Here is an 18,227-nt window from a genome sequence, read left to right as displayed (position 1 = left end):
AAGCCCTGGAGGGCGCATATGCATGACGTGCTCACGGATCTGATGAAGATCTGGAACGCCGGTGGCACGGTCGGGGTCGCGACGGTCGTGCGGACCTTCCGTTCGGCGCCGCGTCCGCCCGGCGCGTGGATGGTGGTCGCCCCGGACGGGACGGTCGGTGGTTCGGTTTCCGGCGGCTGTGTGGAGGGCGCGGTCTACGATCTGGCTACCGAGGTCGTCCGGACTGGTCGTCCGGTGCTGCAGCGGTATGGCATTTCGGACGACGACGCGTTCGCCGTCGGTCTCACCTGCGGCGGCATCATCGATATCTTCGTCGAACCGATCTCGCGGGAGACGTTTCCGGAGCTCGGCGAGGTCGCCGCGGACATCGCGAACCATCAGCCTGTCGCGATCGCGACGGTGGTCGAGCACCCCGATGCCGCCTGGCTCGGGCGGCGGCTGGTGATCCGGCCGAGCGCGGTGCACGGCACGCTGGGGTCGGCGCGCGCCGACGATGCGGTGGTCGATGACGCCCGCGGCCTGCTGGCGTCGGGCCGCAGCGAGGTGTTGTCCTACGGTCCGGACGGGCAGCGCCGGGGCGAAGGGATGGCGGTGTTCGTCTCCAGTCATGCCCCGCGGCCGCGGATGCTGGTGTTCGGGGCGATCGATTTCGCCGCCGCCGTCGCCCAGCAGGGATCGTTGCTGGGGTATCGGGTGACGGTGTGCGACGCGCGACCGGTCTTCGCCACCTCCTCCCGGTTCCCGACCGCCGACGAGGTTGTCGTCGACTGGCCGCACCGTTATCTCGCGGCGCAGATCGCGGCTGGCGCGGTCGATGCGCGCACCGTCGTCTGTGTGCTGACCCACGATCCCAAGTTCGACGTTCCGCTGCTCGAGGTGGCGCTGCGGGCGCCGGAGTTCGGCTATGTCGGTGCGATGGGGTCGCGCCGCACACACGAGGATCGGCTGGCCCGGTTGCGGCAGGCCGGCCTGACCGATGCGCAACTCGCCCGGCTCGCCAGTCCGATCGGGCTGGATCTGGGTGGCCGGACACCCGAGGAGACGGCGGTGTCCATCGCGGCCGAGATCATCGCGCGCCGGTGGGGCGGGCTCGGCCGCCCACTCGCCGAAACCGGTGGCCGGATTCACCACGGGCAGGGCGCGGACAGCGAATTAAGTGATTCCTTAACTCGGTCTTGACGCCTGCACGTGCAGCGGTGGAAGCTGGGCTTCTTCCTGCTTAGGTGAGGTTGATCATATGCAAGTTCCTGGGCCATTCGAATACGAGCGTGCAACGGGCGTGGATCACGCCGTCGGGCTGCTGGACCGGCTCGGGGAGGAGGCGCGCATCGTCGCGGGCGGGCACAGCCTGCTGCCGATGATGAAGTTGCGCTTGGCCAATCCGGAATATCTCATCGACATCAACGACCTGGCTGCCGAGCTGGGATACATCGTTACCGATCCGACCCTGGTGCGGATCGGTGCGATGGTGCGGCACCGGCAGGCACTCGACTCGGACGCGCTCGCCGCGGTGTGCCCGATCTTCCGCGACGCCGAGCGGGTGATCGCCGATCCGGTGGTGCGCAACCGCGGCACGGTCGGCGGCTCGCTGTGTCAGGCTGATCCGGCCGAGGATCTCACCACGGTCTGCTCGGTCCTCGGGGCCATCTGCCTGGTGCGCGGACCGTCCGGCGAGCGGAAGATCGCGATGGACGATTTCCTGGTCGGTCCGTACGAGACCGCGATGGTGCACAACGAACTTCTGATCGAGGTCCGAATTCCCGTGCGGCACCGGACATCCAGTGCCTACGCCAAGGTGGAGCGCCGGGTCGGCGATTGGGCGATCGCGGCGGCCGGTGCGACGGTGACGCTGGACGGCGCGACGATAGCGGCCGCCCGGATCGGTCTGACGGCGGTCAACCCCGATCCGGCGGCGCTGGCCGCCGCCTCGGAGGTACTCCTCGGTGAGCCGCCCACCGAGGATGCCTTTGCGGAGGCGGGTCGCCGGGCGAGCGCAGCCTGCTCCCCCTCCAGCGATATGCGCGGAAGTGCCGACTACAAGCGGCATCTCGCCGCCGAACTGACCATTCGGGCGCTGCGCACCTCGGTGGGTCGCGTACTGAATGCTCCGGATTCCGAAGGGAGTTAGCCATGCAGGTAACCATGACTGTCAACGGCGAGCTGGTGACCGCCGAGGTGGAGCCGCGCACGCTGCTCGTGCACTTCCTGCGGGATCAGTTGCGGCTGACCGGCACGCACTGGGGTTGCGATACCAGCAATTGCGGCACATGTGTGGTGGAGGTCGACGGTGAACCGGTGAAGTCGTGCACCATGCTGGCCGTGATGGCCGGTGGTCACGAGGTGCGGACCGTCGAGGGGCTCGAGGTGGACGGGCAGCTCGATCCCGTGCAGGAGGGCTTCATGCAGTGCCACGGGTTGCAGTGCGGATTCTGCACGCCCGGAATGATGATCACCGCACGCGCCTTGCTCGACCGCAACCCGGACCCCGACGAGCAGACGATCCGGGAGGCGATTTCGGGCCAGATCTGTCGCTGCACCGGATACACCACCATCGTGCGGTCGATCCAGTGGGCCGCGGCCAAGCGGCGAGGCGAATCGGCCGAGCCCGAACCCACCGTCCCGGCCACGCCGGTAGGGAGTGCGTCATGACCACCGTCGAGTTCCGGCCCGAAGACCACGTCGACAACGACCACAAGCCGTGCGGTCACGGCCGGATGCTGCGTAAGGAGGATCCGCGGTTCATCCGCGGACGCGGCAACTACGTCGACGATGTGTCGTTGCCCGGTATGCTGCACCTGGCGATCCTGCGTTCCCCGTTCGCGCACGCGCGGATCGTGAGCGTCGATACTTCTGCGGCACAAGCACATCCGAAGGTGAAGGCGGTCGTCACGGGTGCGGATCTGGCGGCGAAGGGACTAGCCTGGATGCCGACGCTGTCCAACGACGTGCAGGCGGTGCTGGCGACGGACAAGGTCCGGTTCCAGGGCCAGGAGGTGGCGTTCGTCGTCGCCGAGGATCGCTACTCCGCGCGAGACGCGTTGGAGCTCATCGACGTCGAGTACGAGATGCTCGATCCGGTGATCGACGCCCGCACCGCGCTGGGGGCGGACGCACCGGTCATCCGCACCGATCTCGAGGGCAAGCGGGACAACCACTGCTTCGACTGGGAAACCGGCGACGCCGACGCGACGGCGGCGGTGTTCGCGCGCGCCGATGTGGTCGTCAAGCAGGAGATCGTGTATCCGCGAGTGCATCCCGCCCCGATGGAGACCTGCGGCGCCGTCGCGGATCTCGACCCCGTGACGGGCAAACTCACGTTGTGGTCGACGAGCCAGGCGCCGCATGCCCACCGCACGCTCTACGCGCTGGTAGCCGGTCTGCCCGAGCACAAGATCCGGGTGATCGCCCCCGATATCGGCGGCGGGTTCGGCAACAAGGTGCCCATCTATCCGGGGTATGTCTGCGCCATCGTCGGGTCGCTGCTGCTGGGCAAGCCGGTGAAGTGGATGGAGGATCGCAGCGAAAACCTCACCAGCACCGGGTTCGCCCGCGACTACATCATGGTCGGCGAGATCGCCGCCACCGCCGACGGGAAGATCCTGGCGATCCGGTCGACCGTGCTCGCCGATCACGGCGCGTTCAACGGGACGGCCGCGCCGTTGAAGTATCCGGCGGGCTTTTTCGGCGTCTTCACCGGCAGCTACGACATCGAGGCCGCCTACTGCAAGATGACTGCGGTCTACACCAACAAGGCGCCCGGCGGCGTCGCCTACGCGTGCTCGTTCCGAATCACCGAGGCCGTCTACTTCGTCGAACGACTCGTGGATTGCCTCGCCTACGAACTGAAGACGGATCCGGCCCAGCTGCGGTTGCGTAATCTCCTTCGGCCCGAACAGTTCCCGTACACCAGCAAGACCGGCTGGGTGTACGACTCCGGCGACTACGAGAAGACCATGCGCCTGGCGATGGACATGATCGGCTACGACGCCTTGCGAAAAGAGCAGCAGGAGAAGCGGGCACGCGGCGAGTTGATGGGCATCGGAATGTCCTTCTTCACCGAGGCCGTCGGGGCGGGCCCCCGCAAGGATATGGACATCCTCGGACTCGGTATGGCCGACGGGTGCGAGCTGCGCGTCCACCCGACCGGCAAAGCCGTTGTGCGCCTGTCGGTGCAGACCCAGGGCCAAGGGCACGAGACGACCTTCGCTCAGATCGTCGCCGAAGAACTCGGCATCCCGCCGGACGACATCGACGTGGTACACGGTGATACCGACCAGACCCCGTTCGGCCTGGGCACCTACGGCAGCCGGTCCACACCGGTCTCGGGCGCCGCGGCCGCGTTGGTGGCGCGGAAGGTGCGCGACAAGGCGCGGATCATCGCATCGGGGATGCTGGAGGCCTCGATCGCCGACCTCGAATGGGAAAAAGGGTCGTTCCACGTCAAAGGCGATCCGTCGGCGGCGGTCACGATCCAGCAGATCGCGATGCGGGCACACGGCGCCGGTGACCTACCCGACGGCATCGAGGGCGGGCTGGATGCTCAAATCTGTTACAACCCGGAGAATCTCACCTACCCCTACGGTGCGTACTTCTGCGTCGTCGACATCGACCCCGCGACGGCGGTGGTGCAGGTGCGGCGCTTCCTCGCCGTCGACGACTGCGGCACCCGGATCAATCCGATGATCATCGAGGGTCAGGTGCACGGCGGCATCACCGACGGTATCGGGATGGCGTTGATGGAGATCATCGCCTTCGACGCCGACGGTAACTGCCTCGGCGGATCCCTGATGGACTACCTGATCCCGACCGCGCTCGAGGTTCCGCACTTGGAGACCGGCCACACGGTCACACCGTCGCCGCACCACCCGATCGGCGCGAAAGGTGTCGGCGAATCGGCCACGGTCGGATCACCCCCCGCGGTGGTCAATGCGGTGGTGGATGCGTTGGCGCCGTTCGGAGTTCGGCACGCCGACATGCCCCTGACGCCGTCGCGGGTGTGGGAAGCGATGCAGGGGCGGGCCACACCGCCCATCTGAAACCGTGTGCAGACGATGGGATCACCGATGAAGATGAGCGAGCGGGCACAGCAGCTGGTCCGCACCCGGACGCCGTTCGTGCACGCGACGGTCGTCCGAGCACAGCAGCCGACCTCCGCGCACGCCGGTGATCAAGCAATCCTGTTGCCGGACGGGACCATCGAAGGCTTCCTCGGCGGCCAGTGCGCCCAGAACTCGGTCCGTAAGGCGGCACTGGGTGCGCTGCAGTCGAACGAGAGTGTGCTGTTGCGCGTGCTGCCCGACGGCGATCTGCATTTTCCGGAGGCGCCCGGCGCGTCGGTCGTGGTGAATCCCTGTCTCTCGGGCGGCGCGCTGGAGATCTTCCTCGAGCCGCAGCTTCCCGCGCCGCTGGTACGGATCTGCGGCGCGACACCCATCGCCGACGCCCTGGCCGAACTGGTCGCGCTGCTGGGATTCGGAGTACAGCGCAGCCCCGCTGACGACGGGTCGACGCTCGATGCGCCGGATTCGCTGACCGATACGACAGCGATCGTGATCGCCAGCCACGGCGGCGCCGAAGCCGAGATGATCCGCGCCGCGCTCGATGCCGGCGTGGGCTATATCGGGTTGGTGGCCAGCAAGGTTCGTGGTGCGTCGATTCTCGACGAACTCGAATTGACCGACGCCGAACGCTCGCGCGTGCACTCCCCGGTGGGTTTGCCAATCGGAGCCAAGACCTCCACGGAGATCGCCGTATCGATCGTCGCGCAAGTGATCCAGGCGATCCGCAAGGGTGGTTTGGCCGTCCCGGCGCGCCCGGCGAATGGTGCAGTCGACGCGCTCGATCCGGTGTGCGGGATGACCGTGACGATCGGGCCGGACACACCGCAGCTCGAGCTCGACGGCGTCGACCACTGGTTCTGCAGCTCCGGCTGCCGCACCTCCTTCGCCGCGGCGAGGACGGGCTCATGACAGCCGGGTTCGTCACCGCAATCGTGCTCGCCGCGGGGAGCTCGCGACGCCTCGGCAGCCCGAAACAGCTACTGCCGTACCGGAATTCCACGATCCTCGGCGTCACCCTCGAGGTGGTGCGGTCCTGCGCGTTCGACCAGGTCATCGTCACCCTCGGCGGTGCGGCAGCGGCGGTCCGGCAGCAGGTGGATCTCGCCGGACTGGATGTGGTGGTGGCCGAGGACTTCGGCTCGGGCTGTTCGTCGTCGCTGCGCTCGGCCCTGGGTGCGGTGAACCCACGGGCCGCCGGAATCGTGCTGATGCTCGGTGATCAACCGGGTCTGTCGGCGTCGACAGTGGACAGACTGATCGCCGAGGGAACGCACGCGGCGATCACGGTATGCCGCTACCGTGACGGCGTCGGGCATCCGTTCTGGTTGAGCCGCAGCGTATTCGGTGAGCTGGCCCGTTTGCGCGGCGACAAGGCCGTGTGGAAGATCATCGACTCAGGCCGGGTCGCGATGGCCGAGCTCGACATCGACGCACCGGTGCCCCCGGATGTGGACACCTGGGACGACTACGAACGCCTACGCGCCGCGGTGTCGCCATGATGTCGCCGTTCGGCGACGTCGCGGAGGTGGTGCGACGATTCGACGCCGAGGACTACCTGCTCGACACCGGCACCGCCGCCGCGTTCTACCTGGCGACCGCGCTGGGCCGACCGCTGCTGCTGGAAGGCGAACCGGGAGTGGGCAAGACGACGGCCGCCAAGACGCTCGCCACCGTGCTCGGCGCGCCGCTGATCCGCCTGCAATGCTACGAGGGCCTCACCGCGAACGAGGCACTGTACGACTGGAACTACCAACGTCAGCTGCTCAGTATCCGGCTCGCCGAGGCCCACGGCACCGACATCACCGAGGCCGACCTGTTCACCGAGGCGTTCTTGGTGGATCGCCCGATCCTGCGCTGTGTGCGCCACCGCGGACCGACGCCACCGGTGCTGCTGATCGACGAAATCGACCGTGCCGACGACGAATTCGAGGCCCTGCTGCTCGAATTCCTCGGCGAGTCCACGGTGACTGTCCCCGAACTCGGCACCTTCGTCGCCGAACACCCGCCGATCGCGGTGCTCACCTCGAACCGCAGTCGCGACCTGCACGACGCCCTGCGGCGACGCTGCCTCTATCACTGGATCGACTACCCAGAACCAGCGCAGGCGGTGGCAATCGTGCGGCGCACCGTGCCCGGCGCAACCGACGCGCTGATCGAGCACGCCACCCAATTCGTCGGCCGCGCCCGCGATCTCGATCTCGACAAGCCTCCCGGCGTCGCCGAGGCCATCGACTGGATCGCCGCGCTGGTGACCCTCGGCGTCGCCGACCTCGCCGCGCCGGCGGCGGTTGCCGCGCTCAGCGCGCTGGCGAAGACACCCGACGACCGCGCCACCGTGCACACGGAATTCGTCGAATACACCGAGCGCCTGGCTACCGGATGAGAAAGAGAGGCCGATGAAGATCACCAACGAGTTCACCGTCAACGCACCCATCGAGCAGGCATGGGAGGTGCTGACCGACCTCGAGCAGGTGGTCCCGCTCTTGCCCGGCGCACAAATGGTCGGCTGGGAAGGAGACGACTTCCTGGGCAAGATGAAGGTCAAAGTCGGCCCGGTAACCAGCGAATTCACCGGGAAGGCGAACTTCGTCGAACGCGACGAACACGACCATCGCGCCGTCATCAACGGCAGCGGGCGGGACTCGCGCGGCTCCGGAAACGCCGCGGCGACCATCACCACCCAGCTACACGAAGACGGCGACAAGACCCGCGTCACCGTGCACACCGACCTGAAGATCGTCGGCAAGCTCGCCCAATTCGGCAGCGGGATGCTGCAGCAGGTATCGGAGAAGCTGCTCGGCCAGTTCGTCGTATCCCTGGAAGCGAAACTCGCGACGGGCAATTCAGCCGACGCCGAGCCGGTGGTCGAGCCCGACAGCCAGGCGGCGCGGCCGCAGCCGGTCGCGCAATCCGAGCCGGAACCGCTGGATCTCGTCGACCTGGTCGGGCCGGCGATGATCAAGAAGTACGCGTCGGCGATCGCGTTCGGGCTGGCGGCCCTGCTCGCAATTATCTTGGTGCGCAGGCGGGTGCGCGGGAAGCGATGACACGGCCGGTACTGCTGCGCGGAGTCGATCTGGCCGCATTGGCCGTCTCGGTGGTCGCGCGGCTGCGACGTGGCGGCGTCGCCGTCGCGCCGAGCGGGCCCGCGCTGTTCGTACAGGCACTACGCCGCATGGCGCCGCGGTCACGCACCGAGCTCTACTGGGCGGCGCGGCTCACGCTCGTCGATCGCATCGAGGATCTCGCTGCCTTCGACGGGGTCTTCGCGGCGGTATTCGCCGATACCGTGCTCGGCCTGGACCCACCGAACCGCACGCAGGGACTGCCGTCGGCGCGAACGTCGACTGCGGGGAGCATGGGACGGTCTCAGGCCGACGACAACGGCGTTCCGTGGGTGACACTGTCGCCGGCGACAGCCGCCGACCGATCGACGGACGAGGGTGCCGCGCTGCCGGACGTCCTGCCGAGCCGGTTCGTCGCTCGGGCGGAGGAACCGTTCGACCGATTCGATCCGGACGATCTACGCACCATCGGAAGATGGTTGGCGCAGGCGTCGGCGCAGTGGCCACAGCGCAACAGCCGACGCCACGAAAACCATCCGCGGGGAAAGCGGATCGACTTTCGCGCGACGATGAACCACGCTCGCCGCACCGGCTGGGAATCGGCGATCCTGATCCGCACCCGCCCACGACGCCGCCCGCGACGAATCGTCCTGATCTGCGACGTCAGCCGATCGATGCAGCCGTATGCGACGATCTACCTGCATCTGATGCGTGCCGCGGTGCAGCGCCGTTCGGCCTATCGCCCCGAGGTGTTCGCCTTCGCTACATCGCTGACCAGGCTGACCTCGGTGCTCGCCCATCGGGCACCGGATGTCGCGTTGGCCAGAGCCAACGACAGGGTGGCCGACCGCTACGGCGGCACCCACATCGGGCGATGCCTGGGCGAGCTGCTCACCACACCGTCCGGCAATGCGTTGCGCGGCGCCGTCGTCGTCATCGCCTCCGACGGCTGGGACAGCGACGACCCCGAACTGCTCGCCCTGGCGATGACCCGGATCCGGCGCCGGGCCTGGCGCGTCATCTGGCTCAACCCCCGCGCGAGCGACCCCCGATTCCAGCCGACCACCGGTGCGATGGCCGCCGCACTACCCTTCTGCGACATCATGATGCCCGCGCACACGTTGGCGGGCGTGCACGCCCTACTGCGGGTTCTGGCACCCCTCGACAGCGCGCGGCGAATCTAGAGTGGAATGGCTTGGGTGATGCGCGACAGTCGGCGGGGCAGTTCGCCTTCCTCGAAGGGATGCACCTCGAGTAGATTCCATCCCTCGGCGACCGCATCGACCAGGGATCGTGGGAAGAGGTGCACAGCGAATCCGCTGCGTTCACAGATGTCGTCGCCGAGCGAGGTACCGGCACCGTAGTGGTCATCGCCGACGCGGAGCACGGTGTAGACGAATGTTCCCGAAGGCCGCACTACCCTGCGGATTTCGGCGGCCGAGGCGAGGATCTAGAGCCGGAGGGCTTTCTGCGCGGTGTGATCGGGGTGGTCGCAGTACGCGTGGGGCGCTCCGCGCTGGCGGGGATGGCTGCGGTGCAGCCCATCGAACCACCGGCGGAAACATCGAAAACCCAGAGTGCCACCGCACGCACGCCGTGGACCAGCCGTTGCAGTGGGCCCTACCGCGCGAGAAAGTGCCAGCCGAGCCATGCCCACACGAGCACAGCGGCAATCCTCGCCGCCCGAGTGCGGGTGAGGTACGCGATTGTTTCACCCACGGGCGCGACCAGATCCCGGCGCACATGCGTGACCGCAACCACGCCGAGCGTGGCCACCAGCACCAGCACGAACCCGACGATGACGATCTCCCGATCGCTCATCTCGACACCAGCCACCAGCCGACACCCAGCCACACCAGCCACCCGATGAACCGCAGCGGCCATTGTTCGAGTGCCGGATCGAGCAGCGTCGACAATGTCGGGTGTTCGTAGCTCGGCCGGGTCCAATCCGGTTGCCGCGCAAATGCATACACCTCCCACGTCGATGCCGCGACCAGCAGCGTCGACCAGACGATCGCGCCGCGCCGCAGCCGGGCGGTGCGTGGAGTCTGCTCGGGCCTCGCGCGCCAGGCCAGCGCCGAAACCACGACCACCGGCACCACTACCAGTGCAGTTGCCGGCCAGCTGAATGGCCGGGTGGCGGCCCCACCCACCGCCAGCACGGCAATGACGGCCAGCGGGGGCACGTGCCGCCGGAATGGTCGTTCCGAGCGCGCAGGTTCCCTTGCCACATTGGCAGAATAGGGCCCCGGGCGACCGGATTCGGACAGGTGCGGCCGCATGGCCGGAGTCGCGAATGCCGAGCGCAGTCATTTCCCGGCACGGTATTCTCACCACTGGCGACATCGCCGAATTGGTGCTCGCGATAGCCCGGCTGTCCCGCGGTGGTACCCAATGTCGTCGTTTCCCGCGCAGGCGACCAACTGTTGCGGGCATCGCCCTAGCGATCCCGTCCTTGCAACACCGAACCCCGACCCTTCTCCAACGCCAGGACGATCATGACAACCAACTCGAATTCCCTTGCGGCGCTGAGGGTGGAACGCCAGACAGCACTCGACTTCTGCCGAGACCTGGCCGGCGACGAGTGGTCGACACCCAGCCACGCGACAGGATGGAGCGTCCAGGACGTCATGGTGCACATGACCGCAGGCATCCGCGCGCTCATCACCCCGGCCGCGGTGGAGGCGATGACATCACCGCAGATCGAGCGGATGAACGACCGCGTCGTCGCCAAGGGCCGGTCGCGCGCCCCACAACAAGTCCTCCATGACTTCGAAACCTGGAGCCGCCGCGGCATCGCCGGTCTGACCGTCTTCAACGGTCCCGGAGCCCGGCAGATCCCGCTGCCCGTAGGTGAACTCGGCTGGTACCCGCTGCGCGTCTTCCCTGGGATGTTCCTGTTCGACTGGCACACCCACCTCCGGCATGACATCGCCCCGGCCCTGGACCTCCCGGCACCGGACACCGACGACCAGCGGATGACAGCCATCCTGTCCTGGCTGACGATCCTGCTCGAACGCTCCCACCGCACCGCCCTGCGCTGGCTGGACGCACCGATCGCGCTCACCCTGACCGGACCGGGCGGCGAAACCTGGCGAATCGAACCGGCAGGGCAGGACCGATTGCGAGTAGCGCCCGGCAACTCGACCGGTACGGCAGCTCACATCACAGCGCAATCGCTGCAGTTCCCGCAGTGGAGCACCACTCGCGTGTCCTGGCGTACCTGCGAGGTATCCATCACGGGGAGTGCCGAACTCGGCGCACGGTTCCTTGATTCGATCAACCTCGTCTGATCGCCCAGCGCACGCAGCCTTGAATCTGATTCCCGGATAAGACCTTTCAGGGAATCAGAACGGGCTTGACGACATTGCCGCGGTGCACAGCCTGTTCGGCGGCATTGATGTCGGCGCGCCGATCTCCGCGACCGGCGGACAGTGTTCTTCAAGAACGAACACACTGGCCAGTGGCACACGCTGCGCTGGAACCGCCTGCCACCAGAATGGGAAGTTCCGGCGTTCTCCTCGGTCACCGCCGCAGAACTTTTGCGCGAAGCCCGTCGTCGTGGTCTGTCCCCACACAGCGACTCGCAATTGCCGCCGGTGCTGTTGGAACTGCTCGGCAGCCACATTCCTGTTGATGCATGGCCGACTCAGCTGAACAAGACCCAGCGCACCGGCCACGCCCGCCAGACAGCCCAGGCCGCCGCCGCGCGCCAAGTCCGCCGGGTTTACCAACTAGGACGAGTTCAACTATATGAGAGAACTCGTCTCACCCGCCCACGGTGCCGTCTGTGCAGGTCGGGCCTGCGCTTGCCGGACGGCTCAGCGCAGCTCGTTGATGCGGATCATGTTGCCCGCGGGATCGCGGACGGCGCAGTCGCGAACCCCGTACGGCTGCTCGGTCGGCTCCTGGACGACCTCGGCGGCGTCGCTGGCCTGCAGCCGCTCGAAGGTGCCGTCGAGGTCTTTGGTGGCCAGGGTGATAATGGCGTAGGTGCCCTTGGCCATCATCTCGGCGATAGTGCGGCGCTCGTCGTCGGTGATGCCGGGGTCGGCGGCCGGCGGGTGCAGGACGATGGACGTGCCGGGCTGGTCGGCGGGGCCGACCGTGATCCAGCGCATCCCGTTGTATCCGACGTCGTTGCGGACCTCGAAGCCGAGGGTGTCGCGATAGAAGGCCAGGGATCGTCCGGGTCGTCGTGCGGGAGGAACGTCGAGTGAATGGTGATGTCCATGGCAGTCACGCTAGCTGCGGCTCGGGGGCCGGCGCTTCTCGATTCCTGATCGGTCTGGTCACCTGTTTCGCCATGCACGACGGCATCCCCGCCGTCGCGCGCGCCGCTTGGCGCCGATAGACGCTGGGTGGCACACCGACCAGCTCGGCGAAGCGACTGCTGAAGGTGCCCAGCGACGAGCAGCCGACCGCGAAACAGACCTCGGTGACGCTGAGGTCGCCACGACGCAGCAGCGCCATCGCGCGCTCGATGCGCCGCGTCATCAGGTAGCCGTACGGCGACTCGCCGTAGGCGCGCCGGAACTCCCGGCTGAAGTGCCCGGCCGACATGTGCACGCCGCGGGCGAGCGCCTCGACATCCAGCGGCTGCGCGTACTCCCAGTCGATCCGATCGCGGACGCGTCGCAGCCGCGCGAGATCGCGCAAGTGCTGCGCCGCGTCGGGTCTGCTGGTCACCTGCGAAATCGTGCCACATCGCGCCGGAGTTGCCTAGCGCCGCTAGCGTCCCACCCCATTCCGCGTCCGCTCTGACCCGGTCTGCTCCGCTCACGTCCTCGGCCTGCTCAGGCCCTGAGGTATCCGCCACTCGTCCCAGGTCAACACGTCTCGTTAGCAGTCGAGTAGGACGAGTCGAAACAGATGAGAAAACTCGTCTCACGGTGTCCGCGAGGGCCTCGGTCAGGTGCCGACGTAGGCCGCGAGGTGCTCGCCGGTGAGGGTGGAGCGGGCGGCGACGAGGTCGGCGGGGGTGCCTTCGAAGACGATCCGGCCGCCGTCGTGGCCGGCGCCGGGTCCGAGGTCGATGATCCAGTCGGCGTGCGCCATGACCGCCTGGTGGTGCTCGATGACGATGACCGACTTGCCGGAGTCGACGAGTCGGTCGAGCAGGCCGAGCAGTTGCTCGACGTCGGCGAGGTGCAGGCCGGTGGTCGGCTCGTCGAGGACATAGACGCCGCCCTTCTCGGCCATGTGGGTGGCCAGCTTGAGCCGCTGCCGCTCGCCGCCGGACAGCGTAGTGAGCGGCTGGCCGAGGCTGAGGTAGCCGAGCCCGACGTCGGCGAGCCGGTCGAGGATGGCGTGCGCGGCCGGTATGCGCGCCTCGCCAGCGCCGAAGAACTCCTCGGCCTCGGTCACCGACATTGCGAGCACCTCGCTGATGTCGCGGCCGCCGAGGTGGTAGTCCAGCACCGATGCCTGGAACCGCTTCCCCTCGCACTCCTCGCAGGTGCTGGCGACGCCGGCCATCATCGCCAGGTCGGTGTAGATGACGCCGGCGCCGCTGCAGTTGGGGCAGGCGCCCTCGGAGTTGGCGCTGAACAGCGCTGGCTTCACGCCGTTGGCCTTCGCGAACGCTTTGCGGATCGGGTCGAGCAGTCCGGTGTACGTCGCCGGGTTGCTGCGTCGCGAGCCGCGGATCGCGCCCTGGTCGACCGACACCACACCCGCGCTGGCGGGGATCGACCCGTGCACGAGCGAGCTCTTGCCGGAGCCGGCGACGCCGGTGATGACGCAGAGCACACCGAGCGGGATGTCGACGTCGACGTCCTGGAGGTTGTGCGTCGTTGCGCTACGGATCTCCAGCGTGCCGGTGGGCGTCCGCACCGTCTTCTCGAGAGAGGCCCGGTCGTCGAAATGGCGGCCGGTGATGGTGCCACTGGCCCGCAGCCCCTCGACGGTGCCTTCGAAGCAGACGGTGCCGCCCCCCGTACCGGCGCCGGGGCCGAGGTCGACGACGTGGTCGGCGATCGCGATTGTCTCCGGCTTGTGCTCCACGACGAGCACCGTGTTGCCCTTGTCGCGCAGCCGCAGCAGCAGGTCGTTCATCCGCTCGATGTCATGGGGGTGCAGGCCCGCGGTGGGCTCGTCGAAGACGTAGGTGACGTCCGTGAGCGACGAGCCGAGGTGGCGGATCATCTTGACGCGCTGCGCTTCTCCGCCCGACAACGTGCCCGACGACCGGTCGAGCGAGAGGTAGCCCAGCCCGATCTCCACGAACGAGTCGAGGGTCTGCAGCAGCGCGGCGAGCAACGGCGCGACCGACGGCTCGTCGAGGCCGCGGACCCATTCGGCGAGGTCGCTGATCTGCATCGCGCAGGCGTCGGCGATGTTGATCCCGTCGATCCGCGACGACCGGGCCGCCTCGCTGAGCCGGGTGCCACCGCAGTCGGGACAGGTGGTGAAGGTGACCGCCCGGTCCACGAACGCCCGGATGTGCGGCTGCAGCGCGTCGGGGTCCTTGGCAAGGAACGACTTCTGCACCTTGGGGATCAGCCCCTCGTAGGTGAGGTTGACGCCGTCGACCTTCACCTTGACCGGCTCCTTGTAGAGGAAGTCGTTGAGCTCCTTCTTGGTGTACTTGCGGATCGGCTTGTTCGGGTCGACGAAGCCCGACTCGGCGTAGACCCGCACCGTCCAGAAGCTGTCCGACTTCCAGCCGGGGATGGTGAACGCGCCCTCGGCGATCGACTTGGAGTCGTCGAAGAGCTGGGTGAGGTCGATATCGGAGACCGTGCCCCGGCCTTCGCAGCGCGTACACATGCCGCCGGTGCGGGTGAAGGTCTGTCTCACGGCCTTGGTCTTGCCGGCACCGCGTTCGACCGTGATCGCACCGCTCGCTCGGACCGAGGCGACGTTGAAGGAGAACGCGCCGGGCGAGCCGATGTGCGGCTGCCCGAGCCGGCTGAAGAGGATGCGTAGCATCGCGTTGGCGTCGGTGGCGGTGCCTACCGTGGAGCGGGCGTCGGCACCCATCCGCTGCTGGTCGACGATGATCGCGGTCGTCAGCCCTTCAAGTACGTCGACCTCGGGCCGCGCCAGCGTCGGCATGAAGCCCTGCACGAAGGCGCTGTAAGTCTCGTTGATCATCCGCTGCGACTCCGCGGCGATCGTGCCGAACACCAGCGAGCTCTTGCCCGAGCCGGAGACGCCGGTGAACACCGTCAACCTGCGCTTCGGAATCTCGACGCTGACGTCCTCGAGGTTGTTCACGCGCGCGCCATGCACACGGATCAAATCGTGGCTGTCGGCAACGTGCAGCGCAGGCGACTGCGTGTCCGTCCTCGTGGCCATGCTCATCGTGTCTCCCTCTGTTACGCGGGGCCGCCTTCGCGGTCTCCGTCGGCGTCGCCTGGCTCGATCTAACCAGCTTCGAGCAGTCTGGTTCTCCTTCGCTTCGGCCCGTGGAGCCTCGGCCCCGGCCACGCGACGCGTCCGAGCGCGTCAGACCAACCAGCGGCCGTCGCGCATCAGCTCGCGCTCGCTCACCTGGCGCCAGGCCTGGATGCGGCGCAGGGAGATGCGGAACCTGCGGTACGGGGTGGCCAGCGCACGCGGGTCGAAGCCGGCGCGCGCTGCGAACCGGCTGCGGCAGCGCGTCGATCTCGAGGACCTCGACTTCGCCCTCGATCATGGATGTGGCCCAGCCCCGGCCGAACGGTTCGGGTGGCAGCCAGGTTCCTGCCGGTTGGGCTGTCCGTCGGCGTGGCCACCAGCAGCGCCTCGCCGTCCCAGTCGAAGGACAGCGGCACCAGATACGGCGCACCGTCCAGCCGAGGCACTGGCCACCCAGACATCGATGTCGTGGGTGAGCCGATGCTCGGTGTCGCGACGACGCCGAGCGCGGGAGCGGGGGGCGGCAACTCATCGGTCCTGAAGCAGCCCGAGGATGTTGCCTTAAAGACGAACGGAAAGTCCGGAAATCGACAGCCCGATCGCCCCGGATGGCGATTTCGCCGTTGGCCGTTCGTCTCAACCGGGCCCAGCGCGCAAGAGAAGGAGGACCACCGGGACCACCTCCGGGCGGTCGCGATTAGAAGGCCAGGGATCGTCCGGGTCGTCGTGCGGGAGGAACGTCGAGTGAATGGTGATGTCCATGGCAGTCACGCTAGCTGCGGCTCGGGGGCCGGCGCTTCTCGATTCCTGATCGGTCTGGTCACCTGTTTCGCCATGCACGACGGCATCCCCGCCGTCGCGCGCGCCGCTTGGCGCCGATAGACGCTGGGTGGCACACCGACGAGCTTGGCGAAGCGACTGCTGAAGGTGCCCAGCGACGACGGCTTGATCTGGGCTGCGTTGTGGTGAAGATGGTTGGCTGTGGCTGATTCGTGCGGTGAATGCTCGTCTGCGTGAGGTGGTGGCAGGCAAGGACGAGCTGATCGCCGCGCAGGGGGCGTTGCTTGGCGGGCAGCGTGGGCAGTTGGCGAAGTAGGACACGATGATCACGATGCAAGCCCGGCAACTGTCGAATCAGGACACCATGATCAGGATGCAGGCTGAACGGCTCGAGGCTCAGGCGGAGTTGATCAACGCGTTGCAGGTCGAGATGGCCGAGCTGCGCCGGTGGTTGGGTAGTGATTCGTCGATTCGACTACGCCACAATCGGAGGCCGGTGGAGCGGACCGCGATGGTGATCCACGCACTGCTCGGGGTCGAGGTGTCGGCGGGGTTCGTCGCTCGCGCCGGGAGACGGTTGGCTCGGAAACTGGCTACGGCACCGCCACCAAATGGGGCATCGACAAACTCCACGCCCTACGAATGCTATTCACCAGCGAATCCTGGCTACCGCCAGCCCTCACCCCCAGCTGAACAGCTACCTCGAGCCGACACGCCCTACTATCAATCATCGCATAAGTCCCGTAGGGACTTTCGGATAACACTCGCCTGGATACCGGGCCAGACGATGAGGACTAACCGCGAACGGCAGTACGCGTACTGGTTTGAGCGGGTAAGCCACCAACCACAATCCTGGGACAACTGCCGCCGCGCATCACCGGAAACCGATGCTGCCTCGGCCGGTTCCCTACGGCACCGCCAGCCCGACGACACGCAGGCGACACTTGCCAGCCAAACATTAAAACGACCGATATGTTTCTTCTCATGTCGACGACGACTGAAGTGGCTGCGCATGAGTCGAAGAACGTGACCGAATCTACATTCGACGACGCCGGTGAACGGTGGTGCACCTGCGACGTGAATTACGTCTGCAGTGGGGATCTCGCGCTGCTCAGGCAGTTGGTGCGGATCTTGGCCGAAGCTTCCTCGTTGTTTCCCGCAGCGCCGGATGGCGTGCCGATTCTCGACGAACTCGACGAGGCGCTGAGGCACGCAAGATGGGCAGCGCGCGAGGCATACACAGCCGCGTCACTGCTGAATCAGGAGGCCGCATTGGCAGAGAGCTGGGCAGCCGGCCCGTCCCGAAACCGCGGTATGCAGGCTCGCCACGAGGAGGCCATCCGAAAAGGACACCCACGCGTGGAGCCGGCCCCCGTGCCCCAGACCAGCGAACGCTCGGCTGGCGGTTTCGACCTCTCCGTTTTTCCCGGTGAACGTTCTCACTGTGCCGGGCGGACGCGGGCTGGCGACCCCTGCAAGAGCCCGGTCATGTACATCGGCAGCAAGGACGCCAAGCACTGCTTCCAGCACGCGACCGTCGCCGAACACGCCGACCGTCGTGCCGCCGAAGCAGCTGTCGAACGAGAGCGCTAACGCCATGTGGACGCCTTGGCGAAGCAATGGTTCACGCGCGGCACGAATAATGCCCGCGCCTTCCCTGATCGGGCTCAATACGGCGGGCTCGACCTGAACGGGCGCGGGCGCGGTGTTGTCCGCAACCGGGAAAGGCGCCGGGGATACGTGCGGGCCGCGGTGGCAAAACATGATCCGAGCGCAATTACAGGTGTGAGCGCTACCGCCGCTGCCGCTACGCGTATCTTGTTCTTATTCATAATCGTGCAAATGTGCAACTGATTACGTGGGAATTCCCTCGTCTGTTGAAGTTTTCAGTATGTGAACACCACCGACCTTCCTCGGAGGGTGCTCAGGATGCCAACGACAGGGGAACCCAATAGGGGACGAAACCGACCGTGAATAT

Annotated in this window: 16 protein-coding genes and 2 pseudogenes; 11 read left to right on the top strand and 7 right to left on the bottom strand. The window is 67.2% G+C overall.

Translation table 11 applies throughout. The annotated features are described in order from the left end of the window. Positions 1 to 18: 18 nt before the first annotated feature. Genes ACV7NQ_RS43110 through ACV7NQ_RS43070 form a run of 9 tightly spaced genes read left to right on the top strand, consistent with a single transcriptional unit; the run spans position 19 to position 9,309 of the window. The gene (locus tag ACV7NQ_RS43110) at positions 19 to 1,179 is read left to right on the top strand and encodes an XdhC family protein (RefSeq protein ID WP_463364751.1); all 1,161 of its coding nucleotides are present in this window, start codon (positions 19 to 21) and stop codon (positions 1,177 to 1,179) included. 58 nt (positions 1,180 to 1,237) lie between these two features. Further along, positions 1,238 to 2,128 carry an FAD binding domain-containing protein gene (locus tag ACV7NQ_RS43105; RefSeq protein WP_463364750.1) on the top strand — a complete coding sequence of 297 codons (891 nt, stop codon included), beginning with the start codon at positions 1,238 to 1,240 and terminating at the stop codon, positions 2,126 to 2,128. 2 nt (positions 2,129 to 2,130) lie between these two features. After that, complete coding sequence (locus ACV7NQ_RS43100; RefSeq protein ID WP_463364749.1) at positions 2,131 to 2,649, top strand: (2Fe-2S)-binding protein; 519 nt, start codon at positions 2,131 to 2,133, stop codon at positions 2,647 to 2,649. Next, positions 2,646 to 5,036, top strand: a complete 2,391-nt coding sequence (locus ACV7NQ_RS43095; RefSeq protein ID WP_463364748.1) for an aerobic carbon-monoxide dehydrogenase large subunit — start codon at positions 2,646 to 2,648, stop codon at positions 5,034 to 5,036. Before ACV7NQ_RS43100 ends, ACV7NQ_RS43095 begins: the two co-directional genes overlap by 4 nt. A 27-nt stretch (positions 5,037 to 5,063) precedes the next feature. Continuing rightward, entirely contained in the window at positions 5,064 to 5,969 is a 906-nt protein-coding gene (locus tag ACV7NQ_RS43090; protein ID WP_463366031.1) for an XdhC family protein, read from the top strand. Further along, on the top strand, positions 5,966 to 6,559 hold the full coding sequence (locus tag ACV7NQ_RS43085; protein ID WP_463364747.1) for a nucleotidyltransferase family protein: 594 nt from the start codon (positions 5,966 to 5,968) through the stop codon (positions 6,557 to 6,559). Before ACV7NQ_RS43090 ends, ACV7NQ_RS43085 begins: the two co-directional genes overlap by 4 nt. After that, positions 6,556 to 7,443 (top strand): AAA family ATPase, encoded by an 888-nt coding sequence (locus ACV7NQ_RS43080; protein WP_463364746.1) that lies wholly within the window; start codon positions 6,556 to 6,558, stop codon positions 7,441 to 7,443. The genes ACV7NQ_RS43085 and ACV7NQ_RS43080 overlap by 4 nt, the downstream gene beginning before the upstream one ends. Positions 7,444 to 7,456: 13 nt before the next feature. Further along, the gene (locus tag ACV7NQ_RS43075; protein WP_463364745.1) at positions 7,457 to 8,107 is read left to right on the top strand and encodes an SRPBCC family protein; all 651 of its coding nucleotides are present in this window, start codon (positions 7,457 to 7,459) and stop codon (positions 8,105 to 8,107) included. After that, a complete protein-coding gene (locus ACV7NQ_RS43070; RefSeq protein WP_463364744.1) occupies positions 8,104 to 9,309 on the top strand; it encodes a vWA domain-containing protein in 1,206 nt (401 codons plus the stop codon). The genes ACV7NQ_RS43075 and ACV7NQ_RS43070 overlap by 4 nt, the downstream gene beginning before the upstream one ends. Here the strand turns inward: ACV7NQ_RS43070 and ACV7NQ_RS43065 are convergent. The 3 genes from ACV7NQ_RS43065 to ACV7NQ_RS43055 form a co-directional block, all read right to left on the bottom strand. Further along, a complete protein-coding gene (locus ACV7NQ_RS43065; RefSeq protein WP_463364743.1) occupies positions 9,306 to 9,542 on the bottom strand; it encodes a hypothetical protein in 237 nt (78 codons plus the stop codon). The genes ACV7NQ_RS43070 and ACV7NQ_RS43065 overlap by 4 nt on opposite strands. Positions 9,543 to 9,745: 203 nt before the next feature. Further along, positions 9,746 to 9,946: a DUF6186 family protein gene (locus ACV7NQ_RS43060; RefSeq protein ID WP_463364742.1), complete on the bottom strand. Its 201-nt coding sequence runs from the start codon at positions 9,944 to 9,946 to the stop codon at positions 9,746 to 9,748. Beyond that, complete coding sequence (locus tag ACV7NQ_RS43055) at positions 9,943 to 10,356, bottom strand: hypothetical protein (protein WP_463364741.1); 414 nt, start codon at positions 10,354 to 10,356, stop codon at positions 9,943 to 9,945. The genes ACV7NQ_RS43060 and ACV7NQ_RS43055 overlap by 4 nt, the downstream gene beginning before the upstream one ends. A gap of 267 nt (positions 10,357 to 10,623) precedes the next feature. On the opposite strand from ACV7NQ_RS43055, the gene ACV7NQ_RS43050 reads away from it, so the two are divergent. After that, positions 10,624 to 11,418, top strand: a complete 795-nt coding sequence (locus tag ACV7NQ_RS43050; protein WP_463364740.1) for a maleylpyruvate isomerase N-terminal domain-containing protein — start codon at positions 10,624 to 10,626, stop codon at positions 11,416 to 11,418. A 528-nt stretch (positions 11,419 to 11,946) separates the two neighbouring features. On the opposite strand, the pseudogene ACV7NQ_RS43045 reads toward ACV7NQ_RS43050, so the two are convergent. The 4 genes and pseudogenes from ACV7NQ_RS43045 to ACV7NQ_RS43030 form a co-directional block, all read right to left on the bottom strand. Next, positions 11,947 to 12,359, bottom strand: a pseudogene (locus ACV7NQ_RS43045) (VOC family protein). Between the two features lie 5 nt (positions 12,360 to 12,364). Continuing rightward, the gene (locus tag ACV7NQ_RS43040) at positions 12,365 to 12,814 is read right to left on the bottom strand and encodes a helix-turn-helix transcriptional regulator (RefSeq protein WP_463364739.1); all 450 of its coding nucleotides are present in this window, start codon (positions 12,812 to 12,814) and stop codon (positions 12,365 to 12,367) included. A 222-nt stretch (positions 12,815 to 13,036) separates the two neighbouring features. Next, entirely contained in the window at positions 13,037 to 15,433 is a 2,397-nt protein-coding gene (locus ACV7NQ_RS43035) for an ATP-binding cassette domain-containing protein (protein ID WP_463364738.1), read from the bottom strand. Positions 15,434 to 16,236: 803 nt separating this feature from the next. After that, positions 16,237 to 16,410: pseudogene (locus ACV7NQ_RS43030) on the bottom strand (AraC family transcriptional regulator); the annotation flags it as partial. 865 nt (positions 16,411 to 17,275) lie between these two features. Between ACV7NQ_RS43030 and ACV7NQ_RS43025 the strand changes: the two are divergent. Further along, positions 17,276 to 17,842, top strand: coding sequence for a hypothetical protein (locus ACV7NQ_RS43025; protein ID WP_463364737.1), 567 nt, complete (start codon positions 17,276 to 17,278; stop codon positions 17,840 to 17,842). Positions 17,843 to 18,227 lie beyond the last annotated feature (385 nt).

The sequence above is a fragment of the Nocardia sp. Tas62D01 genome (assembly GCF_055232035.1).
Note: the sequence above shows the minus strand (reverse complement) of the source record. Positions and strands in the feature narration are given on the sequence as shown.

Excerpts from the sequence above, each read along its gene's own strand:
- ACV7NQ_RS43110 (WP_463364751.1), top strand. The coding sequence starts at position 19 with ATGCATGACGTGCTCACGGATCTGATGAAGATCTGGAACGCCGGTGGC.
- ACV7NQ_RS43105 (WP_463364750.1), top strand. The coding sequence starts at position 1,238 with ATGCAAGTTCCTGGGCCATTCGAATACGAGCGTGCAACGGGCGTGGAT.
- ACV7NQ_RS43100 (WP_463364749.1), top strand. The coding sequence starts at position 2,131 with ATGCAGGTAACCATGACTGTCAACGGCGAGCTGGTGACCGCCGAGGTG.
- ACV7NQ_RS43095 (WP_463364748.1), top strand. The coding sequence starts at position 2,646 with ATGACCACCGTCGAGTTCCGGCCCGAAGACCACGTCGACAACGACCAC.
- ACV7NQ_RS43090 (WP_463366031.1), top strand. The coding sequence starts at position 5,064 with ATGAAGATGAGCGAGCGGGCACAGCAGCTGGTCCGCACCCGGACGCCG.
- ACV7NQ_RS43085 (WP_463364747.1), top strand. The coding sequence starts at position 5,966 with ATGACAGCCGGGTTCGTCACCGCAATCGTGCTCGCCGCGGGGAGCTCG.
- ACV7NQ_RS43080 (WP_463364746.1), top strand. The coding sequence starts at position 6,556 with ATGATGTCGCCGTTCGGCGACGTCGCGGAGGTGGTGCGACGATTCGAC.
- ACV7NQ_RS43075 (WP_463364745.1), top strand. The coding sequence starts at position 7,457 with ATGAAGATCACCAACGAGTTCACCGTCAACGCACCCATCGAGCAGGCA.
- ACV7NQ_RS43070 (WP_463364744.1), top strand. The coding sequence starts at position 8,104 with ATGACACGGCCGGTACTGCTGCGCGGAGTCGATCTGGCCGCATTGGCC.
- ACV7NQ_RS43060 (WP_463364742.1), bottom strand. The coding sequence starts at position 9,946 with ATGAGCGATCGGGAGATCGTCATCGTCGGGTTCGTGCTGGTGCTGGTG.
- ACV7NQ_RS43050 (WP_463364740.1), top strand. The coding sequence starts at position 10,624 with ATGACAACCAACTCGAATTCCCTTGCGGCGCTGAGGGTGGAACGCCAG.
- ACV7NQ_RS43035 (WP_463364738.1), bottom strand. The coding sequence starts at position 15,433 with ATGAGCATGGCCACGAGGACGGACACGCAGTCGCCTGCGCTGCACGTT.